General features: G+C 42.8%; 17 protein-coding genes and 1 tRNA gene. 16 read left to right on the top strand and 2 right to left on the bottom strand.

From position 1 onward, the window contains the following. Positions 1 to 17: 17 nt before the first annotated feature. A complete protein-coding gene (locus RBATCC27255_RS09755) occupies positions 18 to 998 on the top strand; it encodes an asparaginase domain-containing protein (RefSeq protein ID WP_101029814.1) in 981 nt (326 codons plus the stop codon). A gap of 73 nt (positions 999 to 1,071) precedes the next feature. On the opposite strand, the gene RBATCC27255_RS09760 is transcribed toward RBATCC27255_RS09755, so the two are convergent. After that, a complete protein-coding gene (locus tag RBATCC27255_RS09760; RefSeq protein ID WP_101029815.1) occupies positions 1,072 to 2,373 on the bottom strand; it encodes a cation:proton antiporter in 1,302 nt (433 codons plus the stop codon). A gap of 193 nt (positions 2,374 to 2,566) precedes the next feature. Next, positions 2,567 to 3,142, bottom strand: a complete 576-nt coding sequence (locus tag RBATCC27255_RS09765) for a TetR/AcrR family transcriptional regulator (RefSeq protein WP_101029816.1) — start codon at positions 3,140 to 3,142, stop codon at positions 2,567 to 2,569. Positions 3,143 to 3,453: 311 nt separating this feature from the next. Here RBATCC27255_RS09765 and glgB point away from each other — a divergent pair, with 311 nt between their 5' ends. The 15 genes from glgB to RBATCC27255_RS09840 all read left to right on the top strand — a co-directional run bounded on the left by glgB (position 3,454) and on the right by RBATCC27255_RS09840 (position 17,636). Further along, positions 3,454 to 5,739 (top strand): 1,4-alpha-glucan branching protein GlgB, encoded by a 2,286-nt coding sequence (glgB, locus tag RBATCC27255_RS09770; protein WP_101029817.1) that lies wholly within the window; start codon positions 3,454 to 3,456, stop codon positions 5,737 to 5,739. Between the two features lie 213 nt (positions 5,740 to 5,952). After that, positions 5,953 to 7,671, top strand: a complete 1,719-nt coding sequence (locus tag RBATCC27255_RS09775) for a glycosyltransferase family 39 protein (RefSeq protein ID WP_169923325.1) — start codon at positions 5,953 to 5,955, stop codon at positions 7,669 to 7,671. Positions 7,672 to 7,685: 14 nt separating this feature from the next. Continuing rightward, positions 7,686 to 8,594, top strand: coding sequence for a patatin-like phospholipase family protein (locus RBATCC27255_RS09780; RefSeq protein ID WP_101029819.1), 909 nt, complete (start codon positions 7,686 to 7,688; stop codon positions 8,592 to 8,594). 62 nt (positions 8,595 to 8,656) lie between these two features. After that, the gene (locus tag RBATCC27255_RS09785) at positions 8,657 to 9,304 is read left to right on the top strand and encodes a hypothetical protein (protein WP_015522819.1); all 648 of its coding nucleotides are present in this window, start codon (positions 8,657 to 8,659) and stop codon (positions 9,302 to 9,304) included. A 120-nt stretch (positions 9,305 to 9,424) separates the two neighbouring features. Then, entirely contained in the window at positions 9,425 to 9,604 is a 180-nt protein-coding gene (locus tag RBATCC27255_RS09790) for a DUF951 domain-containing protein (protein WP_101029820.1), read from the top strand. Positions 9,605 to 9,611: 7 nt separating this feature from the next. Continuing rightward, positions 9,612 to 10,685 carry a peptide chain release factor 1 gene (prfA, locus tag RBATCC27255_RS09795; protein WP_101029821.1) on the top strand — a complete coding sequence of 358 codons (1,074 nt, stop codon included), beginning with the start codon at positions 9,612 to 9,614 and terminating at the stop codon, positions 10,683 to 10,685. Positions 10,686 to 10,698: 13 nt separating this feature from the next. Beyond that, on the top strand, positions 10,699 to 11,733 hold the full coding sequence (locus RBATCC27255_RS09800) for an L-threonylcarbamoyladenylate synthase (RefSeq protein WP_169923326.1): 1,035 nt from the start codon (positions 10,699 to 10,701) through the stop codon (positions 11,731 to 11,733). Further along, positions 11,720 to 12,331 carry a dephospho-CoA kinase gene (coaE, locus tag RBATCC27255_RS09805; protein WP_169923327.1) on the top strand — a complete coding sequence of 204 codons (612 nt, stop codon included), beginning with the start codon at positions 11,720 to 11,722 and terminating at the stop codon, positions 12,329 to 12,331. The genes RBATCC27255_RS09800 and coaE overlap by 14 nt, the downstream gene beginning before the upstream one ends. Positions 12,332 to 12,386: 55 nt before the next feature. Beyond that, positions 12,387 to 12,956, top strand: coding sequence for a lytic transglycosylase domain-containing protein (locus RBATCC27255_RS09810; protein WP_169923328.1), 570 nt, complete (start codon positions 12,387 to 12,389; stop codon positions 12,954 to 12,956). A gap of 86 nt (positions 12,957 to 13,042) precedes the next feature. Next, positions 13,043 to 14,455 (top strand): aminopeptidase, encoded by a 1,413-nt coding sequence (locus tag RBATCC27255_RS09815; RefSeq protein ID WP_101029824.1) that lies wholly within the window; start codon positions 13,043 to 13,045, stop codon positions 14,453 to 14,455. A gap of 83 nt (positions 14,456 to 14,538) precedes the next feature. Continuing rightward, positions 14,539 to 14,615, top strand: a tRNA-Arg gene (locus tag RBATCC27255_RS09820). Positions 14,616 to 14,783: 168 nt separating this feature from the next. Next, positions 14,784 to 15,113: a thioredoxin gene (gene trxA / locus RBATCC27255_RS09825; protein WP_206602221.1), complete on the top strand. Its 330-nt coding sequence runs from the start codon at positions 14,784 to 14,786 to the stop codon at positions 15,111 to 15,113. Beyond that, a complete protein-coding gene (locus tag RBATCC27255_RS09830; protein WP_169923329.1) occupies positions 15,106 to 15,999 on the top strand; it encodes an NAD(P)/FAD-dependent oxidoreductase in 894 nt (297 codons plus the stop codon). The genes trxA and RBATCC27255_RS09830 overlap by 8 nt, the downstream gene beginning before the upstream one ends. A gap of 66 nt (positions 16,000 to 16,065) precedes the next feature. Continuing rightward, complete coding sequence (locus RBATCC27255_RS09835) at positions 16,066 to 16,989, top strand: DMT family transporter (RefSeq protein ID WP_169923330.1); 924 nt, start codon at positions 16,066 to 16,068, stop codon at positions 16,987 to 16,989. Further along, positions 16,986 to 17,636 carry an HAD family hydrolase gene (locus RBATCC27255_RS09840; RefSeq protein ID WP_101029828.1) on the top strand — a complete coding sequence of 217 codons (651 nt, stop codon included), beginning with the start codon at positions 16,986 to 16,988 and terminating at the stop codon, positions 17,634 to 17,636. The genes RBATCC27255_RS09835 and RBATCC27255_RS09840 overlap by 4 nt, the downstream gene beginning before the upstream one ends. Position 17,637 lies beyond the last annotated feature (1 nt).

The raw sequence follows: 17,637 nt of genomic DNA on the forward strand, positions 1-17,637 counted from the left end.
ATGAAAGAGGTGAGTATATGAAAATTCTTGTTGTCTTTACGGGCGGTACAATCGGCTGTGTGCGTAAGGGCGAGGTGCTTTCACCCGACAATGAGCAGAAATATATGCTCACGCAGATGTATCTTGACAGGTACGGCGATGTTGATTTTGACACGGCTGAGCCTTATACCGTCCTCAGCGAAAATCTTGAGGGGGGTCACATGAACAAGCTTGCCGACTGTCTGCAAAGCTATGATTTGAACAGCTATGACGGCATTGTTGTAACTCACGGAACGGACACTTTACAATATACATCTGCATTTCTTGCTTATATTTTTGACGGCTTAAATGTGCCGATTGTGCTTGTTTCGGCAAATTATCCGCTTGATGACAGCCGTTCAAACGGCTTTGAAAATTTTGTCGGTGCGATTGACTTTATAAAATCAGGCAGCGGAAACGGTGTTTTTGTTTCGTATAAAAATGCTGATTTGCCCGTGACAATTCACAGAGCGTCAAGACTGCTTGCACATTCGGCATACAGCGACGAATTGCACAGCATTTTTGACGAGAGCTACGGTAAAATTCAGAACGGAATTTTTGTGAAGAACATCCGTTACAAGGCATTAAAAAGCGAGTTTGCTTTTGATGAAAGCGTCCGACTTTCGGATAACAGCAATGTGCTGAAAATTTCCGCAACGGTCGGTATGCAGTACCCTGAAATTACGGAAAATGTAAAAGCCGTTCTCCTTGAGGGCTTCCATTCGGGTACGCTGAATACAGACGGTAAGGCTTTGAACGACTTTTGTAAAAAAGCAAAAGAACTGAATCTTCCCGTGTTTTTGACAGGTGCGTGCAAGGGCTTTTATTACGAAAGCAAGCTGAAATTTGACGGGCTTAATATAACAGTTCTGCCGCCTGCATCACCGATTGCAATGTACATCAAGCTGTGGCTTTTGCCGAAAAGTGAATTTGACAAGGCTTTTTTGCCCTGTGCAGAAGATTTTTACGATAACGATTGACAATTTACAGATATAAAAATAAGGACAAATGACTTGATGACTGTCATTTGTCCTTTTAGGTTATTGTATGAAATTATTCGTCTTTGCTTTTATCTTTGAAATTATCTTCTGTGATGTTGTAGGTTGCACCGACAACTTCCTGAGTAAGATACTTTTCGTTTTCGGCAAGCTTTTCCGAACGGTTGTCTGCCTCCTCATTTTCTTTACCCGGCCATTTCTTGTAAACTACCTTGAGAAGAATAGGTGTTGCAAGCGATGAAACGATGATAAGAATAATAATAGGAGCAAAAAACTGCGGTGCCATAAGACCTGTGTCAAGTCCCTTCTTGGCAACGATAAGACCGACCTCACCACGGTTCATCATACCTACGCCGATTTTGAGCGAGTCGGGCATATTGAATTTGCAAAGCTTTGCCGTACCGCCGCAGCCGATAACCTTTGTCAAAAGTGCAACTGCAACGAGTGCAATTGAGAACCAGAGCATTGAAAGGTTGAAATCGTTAAAGCTTGTCTGAAGTCCGATACTTGCAAAGAATACAGGTCCGAAAATCATATACGAGCTGACATCCATCTTTCTTTCGATGTACTGTGAATCCTTGATGTTACAGAGGATAATACCTGCAACATATGCGCCTGTGATGTCTGCAATTCCGAAAAATTCTTCCGCGCAGTATGCACACGCAAAGCAGAGAACAAGACCGAAAATCGGAATTCTTCTTGAGTGCGGCCAGAGTTTGTCGAGCCACTTGAAGAGAAAATAAAGTGCAAAGCCGAGTATAAATGCAAGAACAAAGAAAAGTACAATGTTGATGCAAACGGACGCAGGCTGAACATCGGGGCTTTTGAAACCGATTACAACGGTGAGAAGTACGATGCCGATAACATCGTCTATAATTGCGGCTGAAAGAATTGTTGTTGCAACCCTTCCTTTCAGGTGTCCCATCTCTTTAAGAGCCTGAACAGTGATACTAACCGAGGTTGCCGCAAGAATTGTTCCCATAAATACAGCCTCAAGCATCGCAAGGTCGCCGTCGCCAAAGCCGAATAAAAGGTAAACAGCCGCACCGCCTGCAACTGAAACGATTACACCGGCAAACGCAACAAGCAATGCAACAGGTCCTGTTTTGATAAGCTCTTTAAGATCCGTTCCCAGACCTGCCGAGAACATCAGCAAAATAACGCCGATTTCAGCCATACCTGAGATGAACCCGTCATACGAAACAAAATTAAGCATACAAGGTCCTACGATAAGACCTGCAATAATCTCACCCACAACCTGCGGCGCGCCGAGCTTTCTGGCAACAATACCGAGAAGCTTTGCGGCAACAAGGATTATGGCAAGATTCTTCAGAATATCAAGTGTGTTAATTTCCATAACTTCTTTTTCGGACAGACTTCAAACGCCTCATAAACGGCAGTCTGACCGACTCTCCTTTCTCTCTTATAAAACCGAATATATTCTATCACAATCGACAGCAATTTTAAATAAATATTTTGAAGTTCGACAAAAATCGCACTTTGCACAAATTAATGAATAATACAGCTTGAAAAATATGCAAAAAGTCTTTTTATGTATTATTGCTCTTAAGGGTTGGAATGCTTGCTTTTATGAGTTTTGTCATATGCTCGGAAATCACTGAAACCGATTCAATAAGTTCATCCGAATAATCGTTTGTGTTCTCCTGATTTTCAACAAAGGCATAGTATCCGCCGTAGATTGCGTAGTCAAGGATTGTGCAGATTTTTTTATCATTTATGTACTCGGGATGATTTTCAAAGGTCATTTTCTTTAATGACTTTGAAATCTTCACGATAAGATTAGGATGCTGTGAACCCGAAAATACCGTGTCAATCAATTTCTTGTTTTCAGACACTGCGCCCAAAAGACTGCGATAAAATTTTACGGGCTCGTCAATCATCATCTGCGGATTGCTTATGGTACTTACAATGCCGTCAACTACCTCGCTTTCAATTTTATCCGAAAGGTCGAACATATCTTCATAATATGTGTAGAAGGTAGATTTGTTGATGAGTGCTTTTTCACAAAGCTCCTTAACGGTAATTTTGCGCAGTTCTTTTTTTGAACGCAGATTTACAAATGCGTCAAAAATACTTTTCTTGCTTTTTATAACTCTTATGTCCAAAGATAATCACCTGATTTTAAAATTAGTTGGTTTTCCGACGAAAGTAGCGTAATTGTCGCTTGTTTATGCTTTCGTTATTGTATATTATAACAGTATGGGATAAGTGTGTCAAAAATAAAAATTACGGATGAAACACGCATTCCCTGACTATTTTTTGGAACTATTTTCACAGCAACTGACAATATTTCAGACAAACCGACAAAATTATTTACATAAAAATCGTTTTTACCACTTGTATATTTGGTGAAAATATATTATACTGTTCTTATAATATTGAAAGACTGCCTACAATCGCAGAAAAGAGGGTTACTATGGCTTTTAAAATCAATGACGAAAGAGCTCCACTGGATCAGTTCCTGCAGGGCGAATCTGTTCGCGCTTATGAATTTTTAGGCTCACACTTTGTGAACTGGGACGGTCGTCAGGGCGTTGTGTTCAGAGTTTGGGCGCCGAACGCATTGTCCGTTTCGGTGGTCGGTGATTTTAACGACTGGAACAATGACGCAAACTTTATGTACAAAATCTCGGACGGCGGCGTCTGGGAGTTGTTTATTGAGGGAATTCCGGAGTTTGCCTGCTATAAATATTGTGTCGAAACCCCGTGGCATGAGAGAAAGCTTAAAACAGATCCTTATGCTTTTCATTGTCAGACTCGTCCCGACAACGCGTCTCGTGTTTACGAGATTAACGGCTACGAGTGGCATGATGAAAAGTGGTATGACTACAAAAAAGAGCATCCGCACAAGAATATGCCTATCAATGTTTATGAGGTAAACGCAGGTTCTTGGCGTAAGTATGAGGATGGCAATGTTTTCAGCTATCGCAAGCTTGCTGATGAGCTTATTCCTTATGTTAAGAATATGGGCTACACTCACATTGAGTTTATGCCTCTTACAGAATATCCGTTTGACGGCAGCTGGGGCTATCAGGTTACAGGCTACTTTGCCGCAACATCCCGTTACGGTGAGCCGAAAGACCTTATGTATTTTGTGGACAGATGTCATGAAGAGGGCATCGGCGTTATCCTTGACTGGGTTCCTGCCCACTTTCCGAAGGACGCACACGGTCTTGGCAGATTTGACGGTACAGGCTGTTATGAATATGAAGATCCTCGTATCGGCGAACACAAGGAATGGGGTACATATATCTTCAATTACGGCAGATATGAGGTAACAAGCTTCCTCCTTTCATCTGCAATGTTCTGGCTTGACAAGTATCATGTTGACGGTATCCGTGTTGACGCCGTTGCATCAATGCTTTATCTTGACTACAACAGAAAAGACGGCGAGTGGATTGCAAACGCATACGGCGGAAGAGAAAACCTTGTTGCCGTTGATTTCCTGCAGAAGCTCAACACGGTTGTACATATGTTCCACCCCGAGGCTATGATGATTGCCGAAGAAAGTACGGCATGGCCGAATGTTACACGCTATCCGATTAAGGATATGGGACTCGGCTTTGACTACAAGTGGAATATGGGTTGGATGAACGATATGCTTTCGTACATCTCACTTGATCCGTTGTGGAGAAATTATCACCACGACACCCTTACATTCAGCATGGTTTATGCTTTTTCCGAGAACTTTATGCTCCCGATTTCTCATGATGAAGTTGTTTACGGCAAGGGTTCTCTCATCAATAAAATGCCGGGCGACTACGATATGAAGTTCAGCGGTGTGAGAGGCTTTGTGGCATATATGATGGCTCACCCGGGTAAGAAGCTTATGTTCATGGGCAGTGAAATCGGTCAGTTTGACGAGTGGAATGCGAACGAGGAGCTTGAATGGAACCTTCTTTCATTTGAAAAGCACCGTCAGCTTAACCGCTTCTTTGCTGAGGTAAACAAGTTCTACCGTGATGTTCCTGCCATGCATGAGAACGACTATGATTGGGACGGTTTCCAGTGGATTGCACTTGATGACTACAAGAACAGCATCATTTCGTTCCGCAGAATTGCTTATGACGGCAGTGAAATCATCTGCGTATGTAACTTCCAGCCTGTTCAGCACGATAACTATGTTGTTGGTGTGCCCGAATACGGTATTTATGAAGAAGTGTTCAACTCCGAGGCTGAAGAATTCGGCGGTTGCGGAATCAGAAACGATGGCGAGCTCAAGGCTAAAAAGAAGAAAGACCACGAGCTCAACTATTCAATGGAAATCACAGTTCCGCCGCTTGCTGTTATGTATTTCAAGCTTAAAAAGAAGCTGGCTCTTCCCGTAAAGAAAAAGACTACGGCAAAGAAGGACGCCGCTCTTGCAAAGCTTAAAGCCGAAAAGGCAAAGAAATCGGCAAAGGCTGCCCCAAAAAAGGAAGATAAGGCAGAAAAAGTAAAGGTTGAGGCAAAGTCTGCAAAGGCAGAAGCAACCGCTGAAAAGGTTGAAAAGAAAGCAGAACCCGCTCCCGAAAAGCCCGTTAAAAAGGCAGTAAAAGCAGTTAAGGAGAAAACTCCTGCTGAGGTTGAGAAAAAAGCTGAAAAAACAGAAAAAGCAGTTAAGGCTGAAAAAGTCGAGAAAACCGAAACTGCCGTAAAGGCTGAAAGCAAAACCGTAAAAGCGGAAAAGCCTGCCGAAAAGAAAACAACAGCTAAAAAATAATCAAAATATTACAAATCATTTGTGCCGACGGATTTTTCTGTCGGCATTTTTGTTTGTCCGAAAACGCATCACATACAAAATTTTTGTAAAGTCTATTGTTATTGTGACCGTATTTGTGGTATAATCATTTAAATGCGGAATGCCGAAAATTGCCGTTTGAACGGCACAAAATTGTCGGCTGATTTTAATTTTGATTATTACGGAGAATTTTATATGAAAATCGACAACAAAAAGGCAAGAATAATTCTTGCGGTTATTATTGCGGTGAGCCTTGTCATAAGCACGGTTTATATGTTTGCAAAACAGGGCTTTCATGAGGACGAGCTTCTGACCTATAACCTTGCAAATTCCTCAAAACAGCTTAATGTTGACGGGGGTTGGAACAGTCCCGAAGATTTCAGCGAGTATCTTGCCGTGTCGCCCGATGACAGATTCGACTATGCTCAGGTATATGAAAATCAGATTATAGATGCGTCGCATCCGCCTCTCTATTACGCACTTGTTCACACGGTCTGTTCGTTCTTTCCTGGCGTGTTCTCAAAATGGCTTGCCTATTCAATAAATGTGCTTGCCATGGCAGGCATTTTGATTATGCTTTATAAAATCGGACGGAAAATCACGGGCAACAATCTTTATGCCTTGATCGGTGTGGGGGCATATGCTCTGAGTATTGCGTGTATTACCACGACAATTTACCTGAGAATGTACGCAACGCTTACCTTCTGGGTGCTTGCGTTCGTTTATATGAGCATAAAGCTCTATGAAAAAAAGAACACCGTCAGCATAAAGGACTGCATTCTGCTTGCAGTTACAGTGCTTTGCGGTGTGCTTACCCAGTATTATTTCATCCTCTTTGCAGGACTTACGGGACTTGTTTTCCTTGTGCTCAAAATCAGGGAAAAGTGCGGTAAAGACCTTATCAAGTACATTATTGCGGCTGTTGTCGGTGCAGGACTTGCACTCTGCATTTATCCGTACATAATCTCGAATGTACTCGGCGGCAACCGTGGACTCAGTTCGCTTGATATGTCGGCGCTTGATATGATTACGGTTGTGACCTATGTTTTCTACAAGCTTTGCACCTATGTTCAGATTCTTGCAAAGGATATGTTCATCAATCAGGTTTGGCTGCTCGGACTTTGTACAGCCGCAGTTATCGGCTTCGGAATTTATTTCCGTTTTGTGAAAAAGGTAAAAATTCCTAAAAAGGCGATGTTTGCCGTAGTTCCGGCAGTTTGCTATTTCATCGGCATTTCACTTGTTTCACCATTTAACAGCGACCGCTATGTTATGGCGTCACTTCCGCTGATTGCGATGCTTTTTGCATTCTCGTTCATCAGAATTTTCACACTTTTCAAAAATCAGAAGATACGCCTTGCCGTGCCTGTATGCATTTTGCTTGCGTCAGTCACAGCGTTTGTTACGGTTAAGCCCTATTACACATACGGCAAAACAAATCTCTATGAGCCAAAGACAGACAACTGCATTTTTGTCGGAACTGCAATGCTTGAATGGAACAAGTGTATTGACAAGTTTATGAACTACGACAGCACAATGATTGTTCAGAGTTCAAAGTTCTCTCCGACTCTCGGTGATGAGCTTGAAGAATTTGCCGAAAAACGAGGAGTTATCACCAACGGAAAGGTTTCTTCGCTTGCCGAGGCATTTATGTTTAACGGCGACACAAATAAGCAGGAAACCGACAGCATGGAAAAACTCAAAACGGACAAAAAGCTTGCGTCACTTGACGAGGTAACGGTTTATGTTTCCCGCCTTGCAGACAAAGATGATGTGCTTAAATACATAACGGAAAACACAAAATTTAAGAATTATGAGCTTATTCAGGCTGATTACAGCTTTGAAGATTTCTACAACTGGTACGACTATTTTGTTGAAACCGAGTCGTATTGCAATGTTTATCGTTTTTATTAACAGAGGTGTTTAAAATGAATTCGGATAAAATCGATCGCAAAAATTCTATCGGTGTAGCATTTTCGGGCGGCGGACTTCAAGGTATTGCTCACATCGGTGCTGTTCAGGCTCTTTATGAACTCGGAATCCATCCGCAGTATGTTTCGGGTACAAGCTCGGGTGCGGCAATGGCGGCAATCGTTGCAATGGGCTGTGATTCCGATGAAATGAAAAGAGTTGCAAAAAAGCATTGGAAAACTCTTGCCGAAATCGACAACGGCCTTATTTTCAAATCTCTTGCACAGCTTATTCTAAATAAAAAGATTCAGAAAGACGGCATCAAGTCGGGTGAACTGATTGAAGATGTTATCCGTGACATTATGAATGAAAAAGGAATAACAGGCTTTGAAAATCTTCCGATTAACCTTTCAATCTGTACGGTTGACACGCTTACAACCGATGAATGTATTTTTACAACCAAGGAAGAAAATCTTGAAAACGAGCATATTCACTACATAACAGGCGCTCCGCTTGAAACTGCTGTTCGTGCAAGTATGTCGTTCCCTGCAATTTACACAACCTGTCCTTATGACAAGTACAACTTTATTGACGGCGGTTCAAAGGACAATTTGCCCGTAAAAATTCTGCGTGATATGGGCGTCGGCAAGGTTCTTGCAATCGGCTTTGATATTATGAACTACAATCCCGACGCAGGCCTGGGCGGTCTTATTAAGGTTATTTGGCGTGCGCTTGATGTTTATTCAATTGACGGTACAAGAGAGTCAAAGAAAATGGCTGACCTCGCAATTGATATCAAGAACGAAAACACACAGCTTTTCTCAATGGACAGCGTTGACGAAACCATTCAGGAGGGCTATGATGCGATTATGGCTCACAAGGACGAAATTTTAAAGGTTTTCGGTGAGCAAAACAGTGCGGAATAATTAAGATTAAAGAGGACTTCTTTTTTGAGAAGTCCTTTTGATGTAGATGAAACGAGGATTTTATGTTAAAAATTTTGAATAAAACCCGAAAGGTATCGGGCAAAATGTCCGTACCAAAACAAATTATGACAACATTCTTTGCTCTGCTTTTTGGCGGTGGCATGGGAATTGTCGCAAAGTTTCTTGATTTGAACAGACTGCCGAGCTTTCTCGATTGGCTTGATTTGTCAAACTTTTTGGGCAGAACGGCACCGTGGATATTTATTGCCGTGTGCCTTGCCGTATTCAGCAAATCTCCCTTAAAAGCAGGAATTAATGTTTTTGCGTTTTTTGTGGGAATGTTAATAGGGTACTATGTGTGGACAAGTGTTTTTGCAGGCTTTTATCCCGATATTCCGTACCTTATGAGGTGGCTGATTCTTGCTGTTGTATCGCCGTTTTTGGCATTTCTGATTTGGTATGCAAGGGGACGGGGTGCGCTTGCAATCGGAATTTCTTCCGTACTCATAGCAATATTCTGTTGCTTTGCATTTAATCTCAACTTTGCCGATTTCAGAATTCTGTACTTCCCCGAATTTATACTTTGGCTTGCAAGCATCGGAATTTTGTTCAAGGATGTAAAACAGAGTGCATTTTCTCTGCTGATTTCAATTCCCGTTGCCCTTTCGCTTGAATACACGGGACTTCTCGGAATTATCGGCATTGGTTGATATTTTTAAATCTCTGTTGTATAATCTAAGTGCAGATTATTTGCATCTCTAAAGTGATGTAAATAATCATAGAAATTCAAAATGTGAAAAATGTAAAAAATTTGCAGGAGGGTGATTTTTGTGAATATCAGCGTTGGCGACAGAGTTGAGATGAAAAAACAGCACCCATGCGGCTGCAAAACCTTTGAAATTCTGCGTGTGGGAATGGATTTTAAGATAAAATGCGAAAAATGCGGCAGAGAGGTTATGGCGCCCCGTGCAAAGATTGAAAAAAATATTAAAAAAATTTTGACGGAGTAAGATATATATGTTTGAAAAAATCGAAATATTTGACAAAAGGTACTCCGAGCTTTCCGAAAGGCTCTACCAGCCGTCAGTAGCGGGCAATCCCGAGGAATATCAGAAAATTATGAAGGAAATCAAGTCGATTGAGGAAATCGTTTTGACCTACCGTAAATACAAAGAGGCTGTTCAGACCGAAAAAGACAGCCTTGAAATTCTTGAGGAAACAAGCGACAAAGAGCTTAAAGAGCTTGCTCAGGCAGAGCTTAACAAGGCTAAGGATAATATTGAAAGTCTTTCGGAGAAGCTGAAAATTCTGCTTTTGCCGAAGGATCCGAACGATGAACGGAATGTTATCGTTGAAATCCGTGGCGGTGCAGGCGGTGAGGAATCGGCTCTGTTCAGTGCGGTTCTGTTCAGAATGTACTCGATGTATGCCGAAAAGAAGGGCTTTAAAATCGAGATTATCAATGCCAATGAAACCGAAATCGGCGGTTACAAGGAAATTTCCTTTATGATTGAGGGCGAGGGTGCATACTCACGCTTTAAGTACGAAAGCGGTGTTCACCGTGTTCAGCGAGTACCCGAAACCGAAAGTCAGGGCAGAGTTCACACATCGACAACAACTGTTGCGGTTTTGCCCGAGGCAGAAGATGTTGAGCTTGAAATTGATCCGAATGACCTCAAAATTGACACCTTCCGTTCAAGCGGCGCAGGCGGTCAGCATATCAACAAAACAAGTTCCGCAATCCGAATCACTCACTTGCCCACAGGTATGGTAGTTGAGTGTCAGGACGAGAGAAGTCAGTACAAGAACAAGGACAAGGCTCTTAAAGTTCTCAAAAGCCGACTTCTCAAGGAAAAACAGGACAAACAGGCGAGTGAAATTGCCGAAAACAGAAAAATGCAGGTAGGTACGGGCGACCGCAGTGAGCGAATCCGCACATATAACTATCCGCAGGGCAGAGTAACCGACCACAGAATCGGTCTTACTCTCTACAAGCTTGAAGAAATTCTCAACGGCAACCTTGACGAAGTGATTGACGCACTTGTTGCTGCTGACAGAGCCGAAAAGCTCAAAGAAAGTATGGAAAAATAATCCGGTGATAATTGTGAAAACATTGTTGTTAAAAAATACAGAGGAAGATATAAAAACCGCCGCAGAGCTGCTTAAAAACGGCGGTGTTGTAGGAATCCCGACCGAAACAGTTTACGGACTTGCGGCTGACGCACTCAACCCCGAGGCCGTAAAGAAGATTTTTAAAGCAAAGGGCAGACCCGGGGATAATCCGCTGATTGTCCACATCTGCGATTTTTCCGATATTGAAAGACTTAACCTTGTGACGAAAATTCCCGACACGGCAAAAAAACTTGCCGATGCGTTCTGGCCGGGACCGCTCACAATGATTATGAAAAAGTCGGATGTTATTCCGAATGAAGTTTCGGCAGGACTTGACACGGTTGCAATCCGTTTTCCGAGCCACAAAACCGCACAGGCGATTATCCGTGAATCGGGTACGGTTCTTGCCGCACCTTCGGCAAATATTTCGGGCTCACCCAGTCCGACAACCGCACGGCATGTTATGAACGATATGGACGGCAAAATCGACGCTGTTCTTGACGGCGGTGCAAGTGAGGTAGGTCTTGAAAGCACGGTAATCACTCTTGCGGGAGATGTTCCGAGGGTACTTCGCCCGGGCGGAATTACGGTTGAAATGCTCGAGAGTGTTCTCGGCAAGGTTGAAGTTGATGATGCAGTACTGCACAAACTTGCAGACAATGTTAAGGTTGCAAGCCCCGGTATGAAGTACAAGCACTATGCGCCAAGGGCGAGAGTAATACTTCTTAATTGCAACGATGAGCAATATATTGATTATGTAAACAAAAAGGCGGCTGAAGGAGTTGCGGCACTCTGTTGCGACGAGGATATTCCGCTTTTGAAAACTCCCGTTTTCTCTCTCGGAAAACGAAACGACTATACAAGACAGGCTCACACGCTTTTTGACGAGCTTCGCAGAATTGATGAGGACGACAGCGTTAAGGTTGTATATTCAAGACTGCCAAAAACGAACGGTGTCGGAATGGCTGTTTACAACCGTCTTATAAGAGCGGCAGGCTTTGAGGTGATTGACCTTGAACAGAATTAAAATTGTCGGTCTTACGGGACAGAGCGGTGCGGGAAAAAGCACGGTTTCGGCATATTTTGCCAAAAACGGAATGTGTGTTATAAATGCTGACGAGATTGTAAAAAATCTTTACACTCCCGATTCCGTATGTTTAAAGGCTGTTTCGGGTGTTTTCGGTCAGGATATTATCCTTTCTGACGGCAACATTGACAGACCTTTGCTTGCCAAAAGAGCATTTTCAAGCAAAGAAAACACACATTTGCTCAATTCAATTGTTCATCCGTTTGTTACATATGTATTTATGCAGATGGCGAAACAGGCTCAGACAGACGGCAAAAGCGTTGTGATTTATGACGCTCCTCAGCTTTTTGAAAGCGGTGCCGATGTGTTTTGCGACCTTATTGTAAGCGTTACTGCTAAAAAAGAAATAAGGCTTGAGAGAATCTGCAAAAGGGATAACATTGACATTTCCCGTGCAGAGCTAAGAATGTCTGCACAGCTTGACGAGGAATTTTTCAGAAGTCACAGCGACATTGTCATTGAAAACAATTTTTCGATAGAGCAAGTCGAGCTTGCCGCACAAAAGGCGGCAGAGGCTATTAACAACCTGATGAGGTGATAAGATGCCCCAATCAAGGCGATATAAAAAGAAAAAAAGTGCAGGAAAGGCGATTTTGGCATGGATAATTGTGCTTGCAATTCTTGCGGCGGCAGTATTTGTGTTTGTTTCGGTCTTTTACGAGGACACAAAGAAAAAGCTTGATGAGATGAATTATCCACGCACCTACAGCACATATGTTGAAAAAGCCGCCAAGGATTATGACCTTGATCCTGCGTTGATATATGCCGTAATCCACACGGAAAGCGGCTTTGATCCGAAAGCCGAATCGGGAGTCGGAGCAAAGGGTGTTATGCAGATGATGCCATCGTCCTTTGAGTGGCTACAGGAGCAAAGAGGTTGTGCGGGACAGTACACCGAGGATGACCTGTTTGACCCCGAAATCTGTATTGATTACGGTAGTTATCTTTTAAAATATTTTTACGATTATTACGGCACGGAACGCTCGGCAATTGCCGCATATAATGCCGGCTTTGTTGTAAGCGACTGGCTCAACGACACAAATTACAGTTCGGACGGAAAAAATCTTGATTCCATTCCGTATCCCGAAACAGAGAATTATGTTGACAAGGTTGAAAGTGCCAAGGAAATGTATATAAAACTTTATTATTCACAATCTAATTAAGTGCAAAGATGTTCCGATGCCTTTGGCGGCGGATTTCAAAATAAAATAGTTTTGCCGTGTTTTACGGCACAGAAAGGACGGTTATTATGGCTGAAGAAAAGTCAAAGACAACTTTATTAAAGGAAAAAATTATGATGACCGAACCGAAGGGCGTTAAGGCTCTTTCGGAGGAAGAAATTAAAAAGGCAGACAGCTTTTGCGATGGTTACAAAAAGTTTCTTGATAACTCACCCGTTGAGCGTGAGGCTGTTCGCTATACTGTTGAGCTTGCCAAAAAAGCGGGCTTTGCAGAGTATGAGCAGGACAAAGAATATAAGGCCGGTGACAGGCTTTATTATGTAAACCGTGACAAGGCTGTTGCTCTTGCCGTAATTGGTAAAAACGGTGTTAAGAACGGTGCAAGGCTTGCAATTGCTCATATTGATTCCCCGAGAGTTGACCTCAAACCGAATCCTCTTTTTGAGGCAAACAATCTTGCTTTCTTTAAGACTCATTACTACGGCGGTCTTAAAAAATATCAGTGGACAACAATTCCGCTTTCACTTCACGGTTCGGTTGTAAAGCTTGACGGTACAAGAGTTGACATCTGCTGGGGCGATGATGAGAACGAAAGCTGCTTCTGCATTACAGACCTTCTTCCGCACCTTGCAAGAGAGCAGGCGTCAAAGCCAATGGCAAAGGCAATTGAGGGCGAAAACCTCAATGTTATCCTCGGCTCTCGTCCGTATGATGCAGACAGCGACGAAAAAGACCTTGTAAAGCTCAATGTAATGGCTGTACTCAATGAGAAGTACGGTATCTGTGAGGGCGACTTCCTTTCGGCTGAGCTCTGCCTTATCCCGTCTTTCAAGTCAAGAGATATCGGTTTTGACAGAAGCATGATCGGCGGTTACGGTCACGATGATAAGGTTTGTGCTTATCCGGCTGTTATGGCGGCGCTTGATGTTGAAATGCCCGAGCAGACTTGTATCACATATCTTACAGACAAAGAAGAAACAGGCAGTGACGGCAACACAGGTATGCAGAGCGACTTCCTCCGCTTCTTCATCTATGACCTTGCAAAACAGGACGGTGTTGACGGCTACCGTGTTCTTTCAAAAAGCACCTGTCTTTCAGCCGATGTAAATGCCGCATTTGATCCGACTTTTGCGTCTGCATATGAGGCTAACAACTGCTCATACATTAACAACGGTGTAATTATTTCAAAATACACAGGTCACGGCGGAAAGTATGACACATCAGATGCGTCTGCCGAATATATGGGAAAAATCAGGGCTATGCTTGAGAACAACGATATTCTCTGGCAGGTCGGTGAGCTCGGCAAGGTTGACGGCGGCGGCGGCGGAACAATCGCCAAGTATGTTGCCAATATGAATGTCGATGTTGTCGATCTCGGCGTTCCCGTGCTTTCAATGCACGCTCCGTTTGAGATTGTTTCCAAGACAGATGTCTATATGGCATACAGAGCATTTTTTACATTCTTTGACGCCAAAGACTAATTTCCGGAAAAAATAAAAAAAGACTTGATTTTTAAGTTAAGTTGTGATATTATACTAATTGCGGCTGATAAACAGTCGCATATGCGCCGGTAGCTCAGCTGGATAGAGTGTCTGACTACGAATCAGAAGGTCGGGAGTTCGAGTCTCTTCCGGCGCGCCAAAACACCATTTGCCTTTTCGCAGATGGTGTTTTTATTTTTATACCGATTTTACCGATTTTTAATTATCGGACAGATATTGCAACAGTGCCGAGGCTGATAAAATTTCGGTTTCATAATTCTCCGCAAATAGGGAACAATAATCAAAAATAATTTACGGAGTGGTAATTGTGACCGAAAATATACAGAAAAATGAATTTGAAGGTTTAATTAAATCAGGAAAGCCTGTTCTTGCGGATTTTTACGCAATATGGTGTTCACCGTGCAGAATGCTTGCTCCGACAATTGAAGAAATTCACAGTGAGTACAGCAATTGTTTTGAAACCGTCAAGATAAATGTTGACGAAAATCCCGAGCTTACGGAGCGTTACGGCATTTCGGGAATCCCTGCACTTTTATTTTTTAAGGACGGAAGGGAAGTTTTCCGTATGTCGGGAGTTCAGACAAAGGAAAGAATAATTTCCGCAATCTCAGAAAAGATGGGTGAGAGCCTTGTATGATCTTGTAATTGTCGGCGGAGGTGCGGCAGGACTTACTGCGGCGCTCTATGCCTCACGGAGCGGACTTGACTGCATTGTGCTTGATCCTGCATCACCCGAGGGCAGTTCAATTGCCCTTACGGATGCGGTTGAAAACTACACGGGCTTCAGCGATATTGCAGGCTTTGATCTCATCCAGCACTTTTATTCACACGCAAAGTCATTCGGTGCAAATTTTGTCAGACAATCCCTTGTCGGCATAAGAAAAAATTATGACGGTTTTATCCTTGAATGTTCCGACAGCGAGGTCAAGACAAAATCTGTTATTCTCTGCATGGGCGCAACCCACAAAAAATTGGGAATTGACGGTGAAAATAAGTTTGAGGGCAGAGGAGTAAGCTATTGTGCCGTGTGTGACGGCTATTTTTTCAAAGACAAAACAGTGGCGGTAATCGGCGGAGGAAACACAGCCGTTACCGAGGCGACCTATCTTTCTCATATATGCAAACGGGTTTTTCTTATTCACAGGGGCGACGCATTAAAAGCCGACAGAGTGCTTGTGCAAAAGCTTGAAAAATCGGGCAATGTCAAAATTCTTTACAACACTAATGTTGTGAAAATTGACGGTGACGAAAAGGTTAAATCGGTTACGCTTGATAATGAGAAAATTCTGAAAACTGACGGAGTTTTTGTTGCGGTAGGTCTTGAACCGAGAACCGAATGTGTCAAGGGTTTTGTAAAAACTGATGACAACGGATATGTGATTGCCGATGAAACCTGTCAGACATCCGTGTCGGGAATTTTTGTTGCAGGGGATATCCGCACAAAAAATCTGCGACAAATTATAACCGCCTGTTGTGACGGTGCAAATTCTGTTTACGGAATAAACAAATTTTTGAAATTGTAAGGTTTTCTTTTTCTGACTTTTGTGTTACAATATACCTGATATTGTTAATTTTTCCGGATGAATAAAATGAAACTGTTACAAAATAAAAAAATAGCATATTTAACAGCAATTTTCTGCACACTTTTGTGGGGAACGGCTTTTCCGTTTATAAAGGTCGGCTACTCTGCTTTTAAGATTGAGGAGTCTGATATCGGCTCAAAGCTGATTTTTGCAGGAATGCGCTTTATGTTGGCGGGATTTATGGTGTTTCTCTTTTTGTGGATATCAAAAAGAAAACCGCCGACGCTTTCAAAAAAAGATATACTGCCCGTCTGTTCGCTCGGAGTGGTTCAGACAGGATTGCAGTATATTTTTACATACATCGGAATCGGTTTTACAAGCGGAACGAACACCTCTATAATAACAGCTTGTGCGTCGTTCTTTACCGTACTTTTCGTGCCGTTGTTTTTCAAAAACGACAGGCTCACGCTGATGAAAATTATCGGTTGTATTCTCGGATTCGGCGGAATTATCGCAATCAATTTCGGCGGAACTGTCAGCACGGGCACTTGGTTCGGCGATATGATGATTCTCTTTTCAACAATATCTGCGGCGGCGGGCAACATTGTGGCGAAAAAAGTCACAACAGGACGAGATCCGTTCCCTGTAACCGCTTTTCAGCTTTTAACAGGCGGTTTTATACTGCTTGTGTCGGGCATATGCTGCGGTGGCAGTATTGGTTTGATAAATGTTGAAAGTGTTTCCGTGTTGCTCTGGCTTGCGTTCGTATCTGCGGCGGCATTTTCGCTGTGGACAGGACTTCTCAAATTTCATGATGCAAGCAGAATTTCCGTTTTCAATCTGCTTGTTCCCGTGTTCGGAACGGTTTTGTCGGGACTTATGCTCGGTGAAAATGTTTTCAGAATCGAAACGCTCATCTCGCTTATTCTGATTTCACTCGGAATTGCGTTTGTAAATATGAATCTAAAAAAATCGGGAGGTAAAATATGAATCCTGATATAAAAGGTATTATTTCCGACATGGACGGTGTCATTCTTGACACAGAAAAGCTGTATGTCCGTTTTTGGTGTGAGGCGGCTCTTTTTTACGGTTATCCTATGGAAACGCACCACGCACTCAGTATTCGTTCAATGGCTCGCCCGTTTGCAATTGCAAAATTAAAGGGCTTTTTCGGAGAGAATTTTGACTACTGCAAGGTTCACGATAAAAGAATTGAGCTTATGGATAAGTTCATCTCGGAAAACGGCATTGAATCAAAGCCCGGTGCTGCTGAATTTCTCGGCTTTTTAAAGCAGAACGGCTACAGGGTTGCCCTTGCAACCGCAACCGCTCCGGAAAGAACGAAAAAATATCTTTCGGCTCTCGGTCTTTACGATTATTTTGACGAAATAGTTTGTGCGTCAATGGTTGCAAAAGGAAAGCCCGAACCTGATATTTATCTTTATGCCGCAGAAAAACTCGGACTTGCTCCCGAAAACTGCATTGCACTTGAGGACTCGTTCAACGGCATAAAGTCGGCAAGCTCGGCAGGGTGTAAAACGGTTATGGTTCCCGACCTTGACCGTCCGAATGCAGAGGCAATTCCCCTTCTTTACGGAGTTGCAGACAACCTTATTGATGTAAAACGATTTTTGTAAA

Origin of the sequence: Ruminococcus bromii, assembly GCF_002834225.1 — a bacterium.
Taxonomy (GTDB): Bacteria; Bacillota; Clostridia; order Oscillospirales; family Acutalibacteraceae; genus Ruminococcoides; species Ruminococcoides bromii.

Bases quoted from the DNA above. Each gene is read 5' to 3' on its own strand.
- RBATCC27255_RS09780 (WP_101029819.1), top strand. From the start codon at position 7,686: ATGAATTCGGATAAAATCGATCGCAAAAATTCTATCGGTGTAGCATTT.
- RBATCC27255_RS09815 (WP_101029824.1), top strand. From the start codon at position 13,043: ATGGCTGAAGAAAAGTCAAAGACAACTTTATTAAAGGAAAAAATTATG.
- RBATCC27255_RS09760 (WP_101029815.1), bottom strand. From the start codon at position 2,373: ATGGAAATTAACACACTTGATATTCTGAAGAATCTTGCCATAATCCTT.
- prfA (WP_101029821.1), top strand. From the start codon at position 9,612: ATGTTTGAAAAAATCGAAATATTTGACAAAAGGTACTCCGAGCTTTCC.
- RBATCC27255_RS09835 (WP_169923330.1), top strand. From the start codon at position 16,066: ATGAAACTGTTACAAAATAAAAAAATAGCATATTTAACAGCAATTTTC.
- RBATCC27255_RS09775 (WP_169923325.1), top strand. From the start codon at position 5,953: ATGAAAATCGACAACAAAAAGGCAAGAATAATTCTTGCGGTTATTATT.
- glgB (WP_101029817.1), top strand. From the start codon at position 3,454: ATGGCTTTTAAAATCAATGACGAAAGAGCTCCACTGGATCAGTTCCTG.
- RBATCC27255_RS09840 (WP_101029828.1), top strand. From the start codon at position 16,986: ATGAATCCTGATATAAAAGGTATTATTTCCGACATGGACGGTGTCATT.
- RBATCC27255_RS09785 (WP_015522819.1), top strand. From the start codon at position 8,657: ATGTTAAAAATTTTGAATAAAACCCGAAAGGTATCGGGCAAAATGTCC.
- RBATCC27255_RS09755 (WP_101029814.1), top strand. From the start codon at position 18: ATGAAAATTCTTGTTGTCTTTACGGGCGGTACAATCGGCTGTGTGCGT.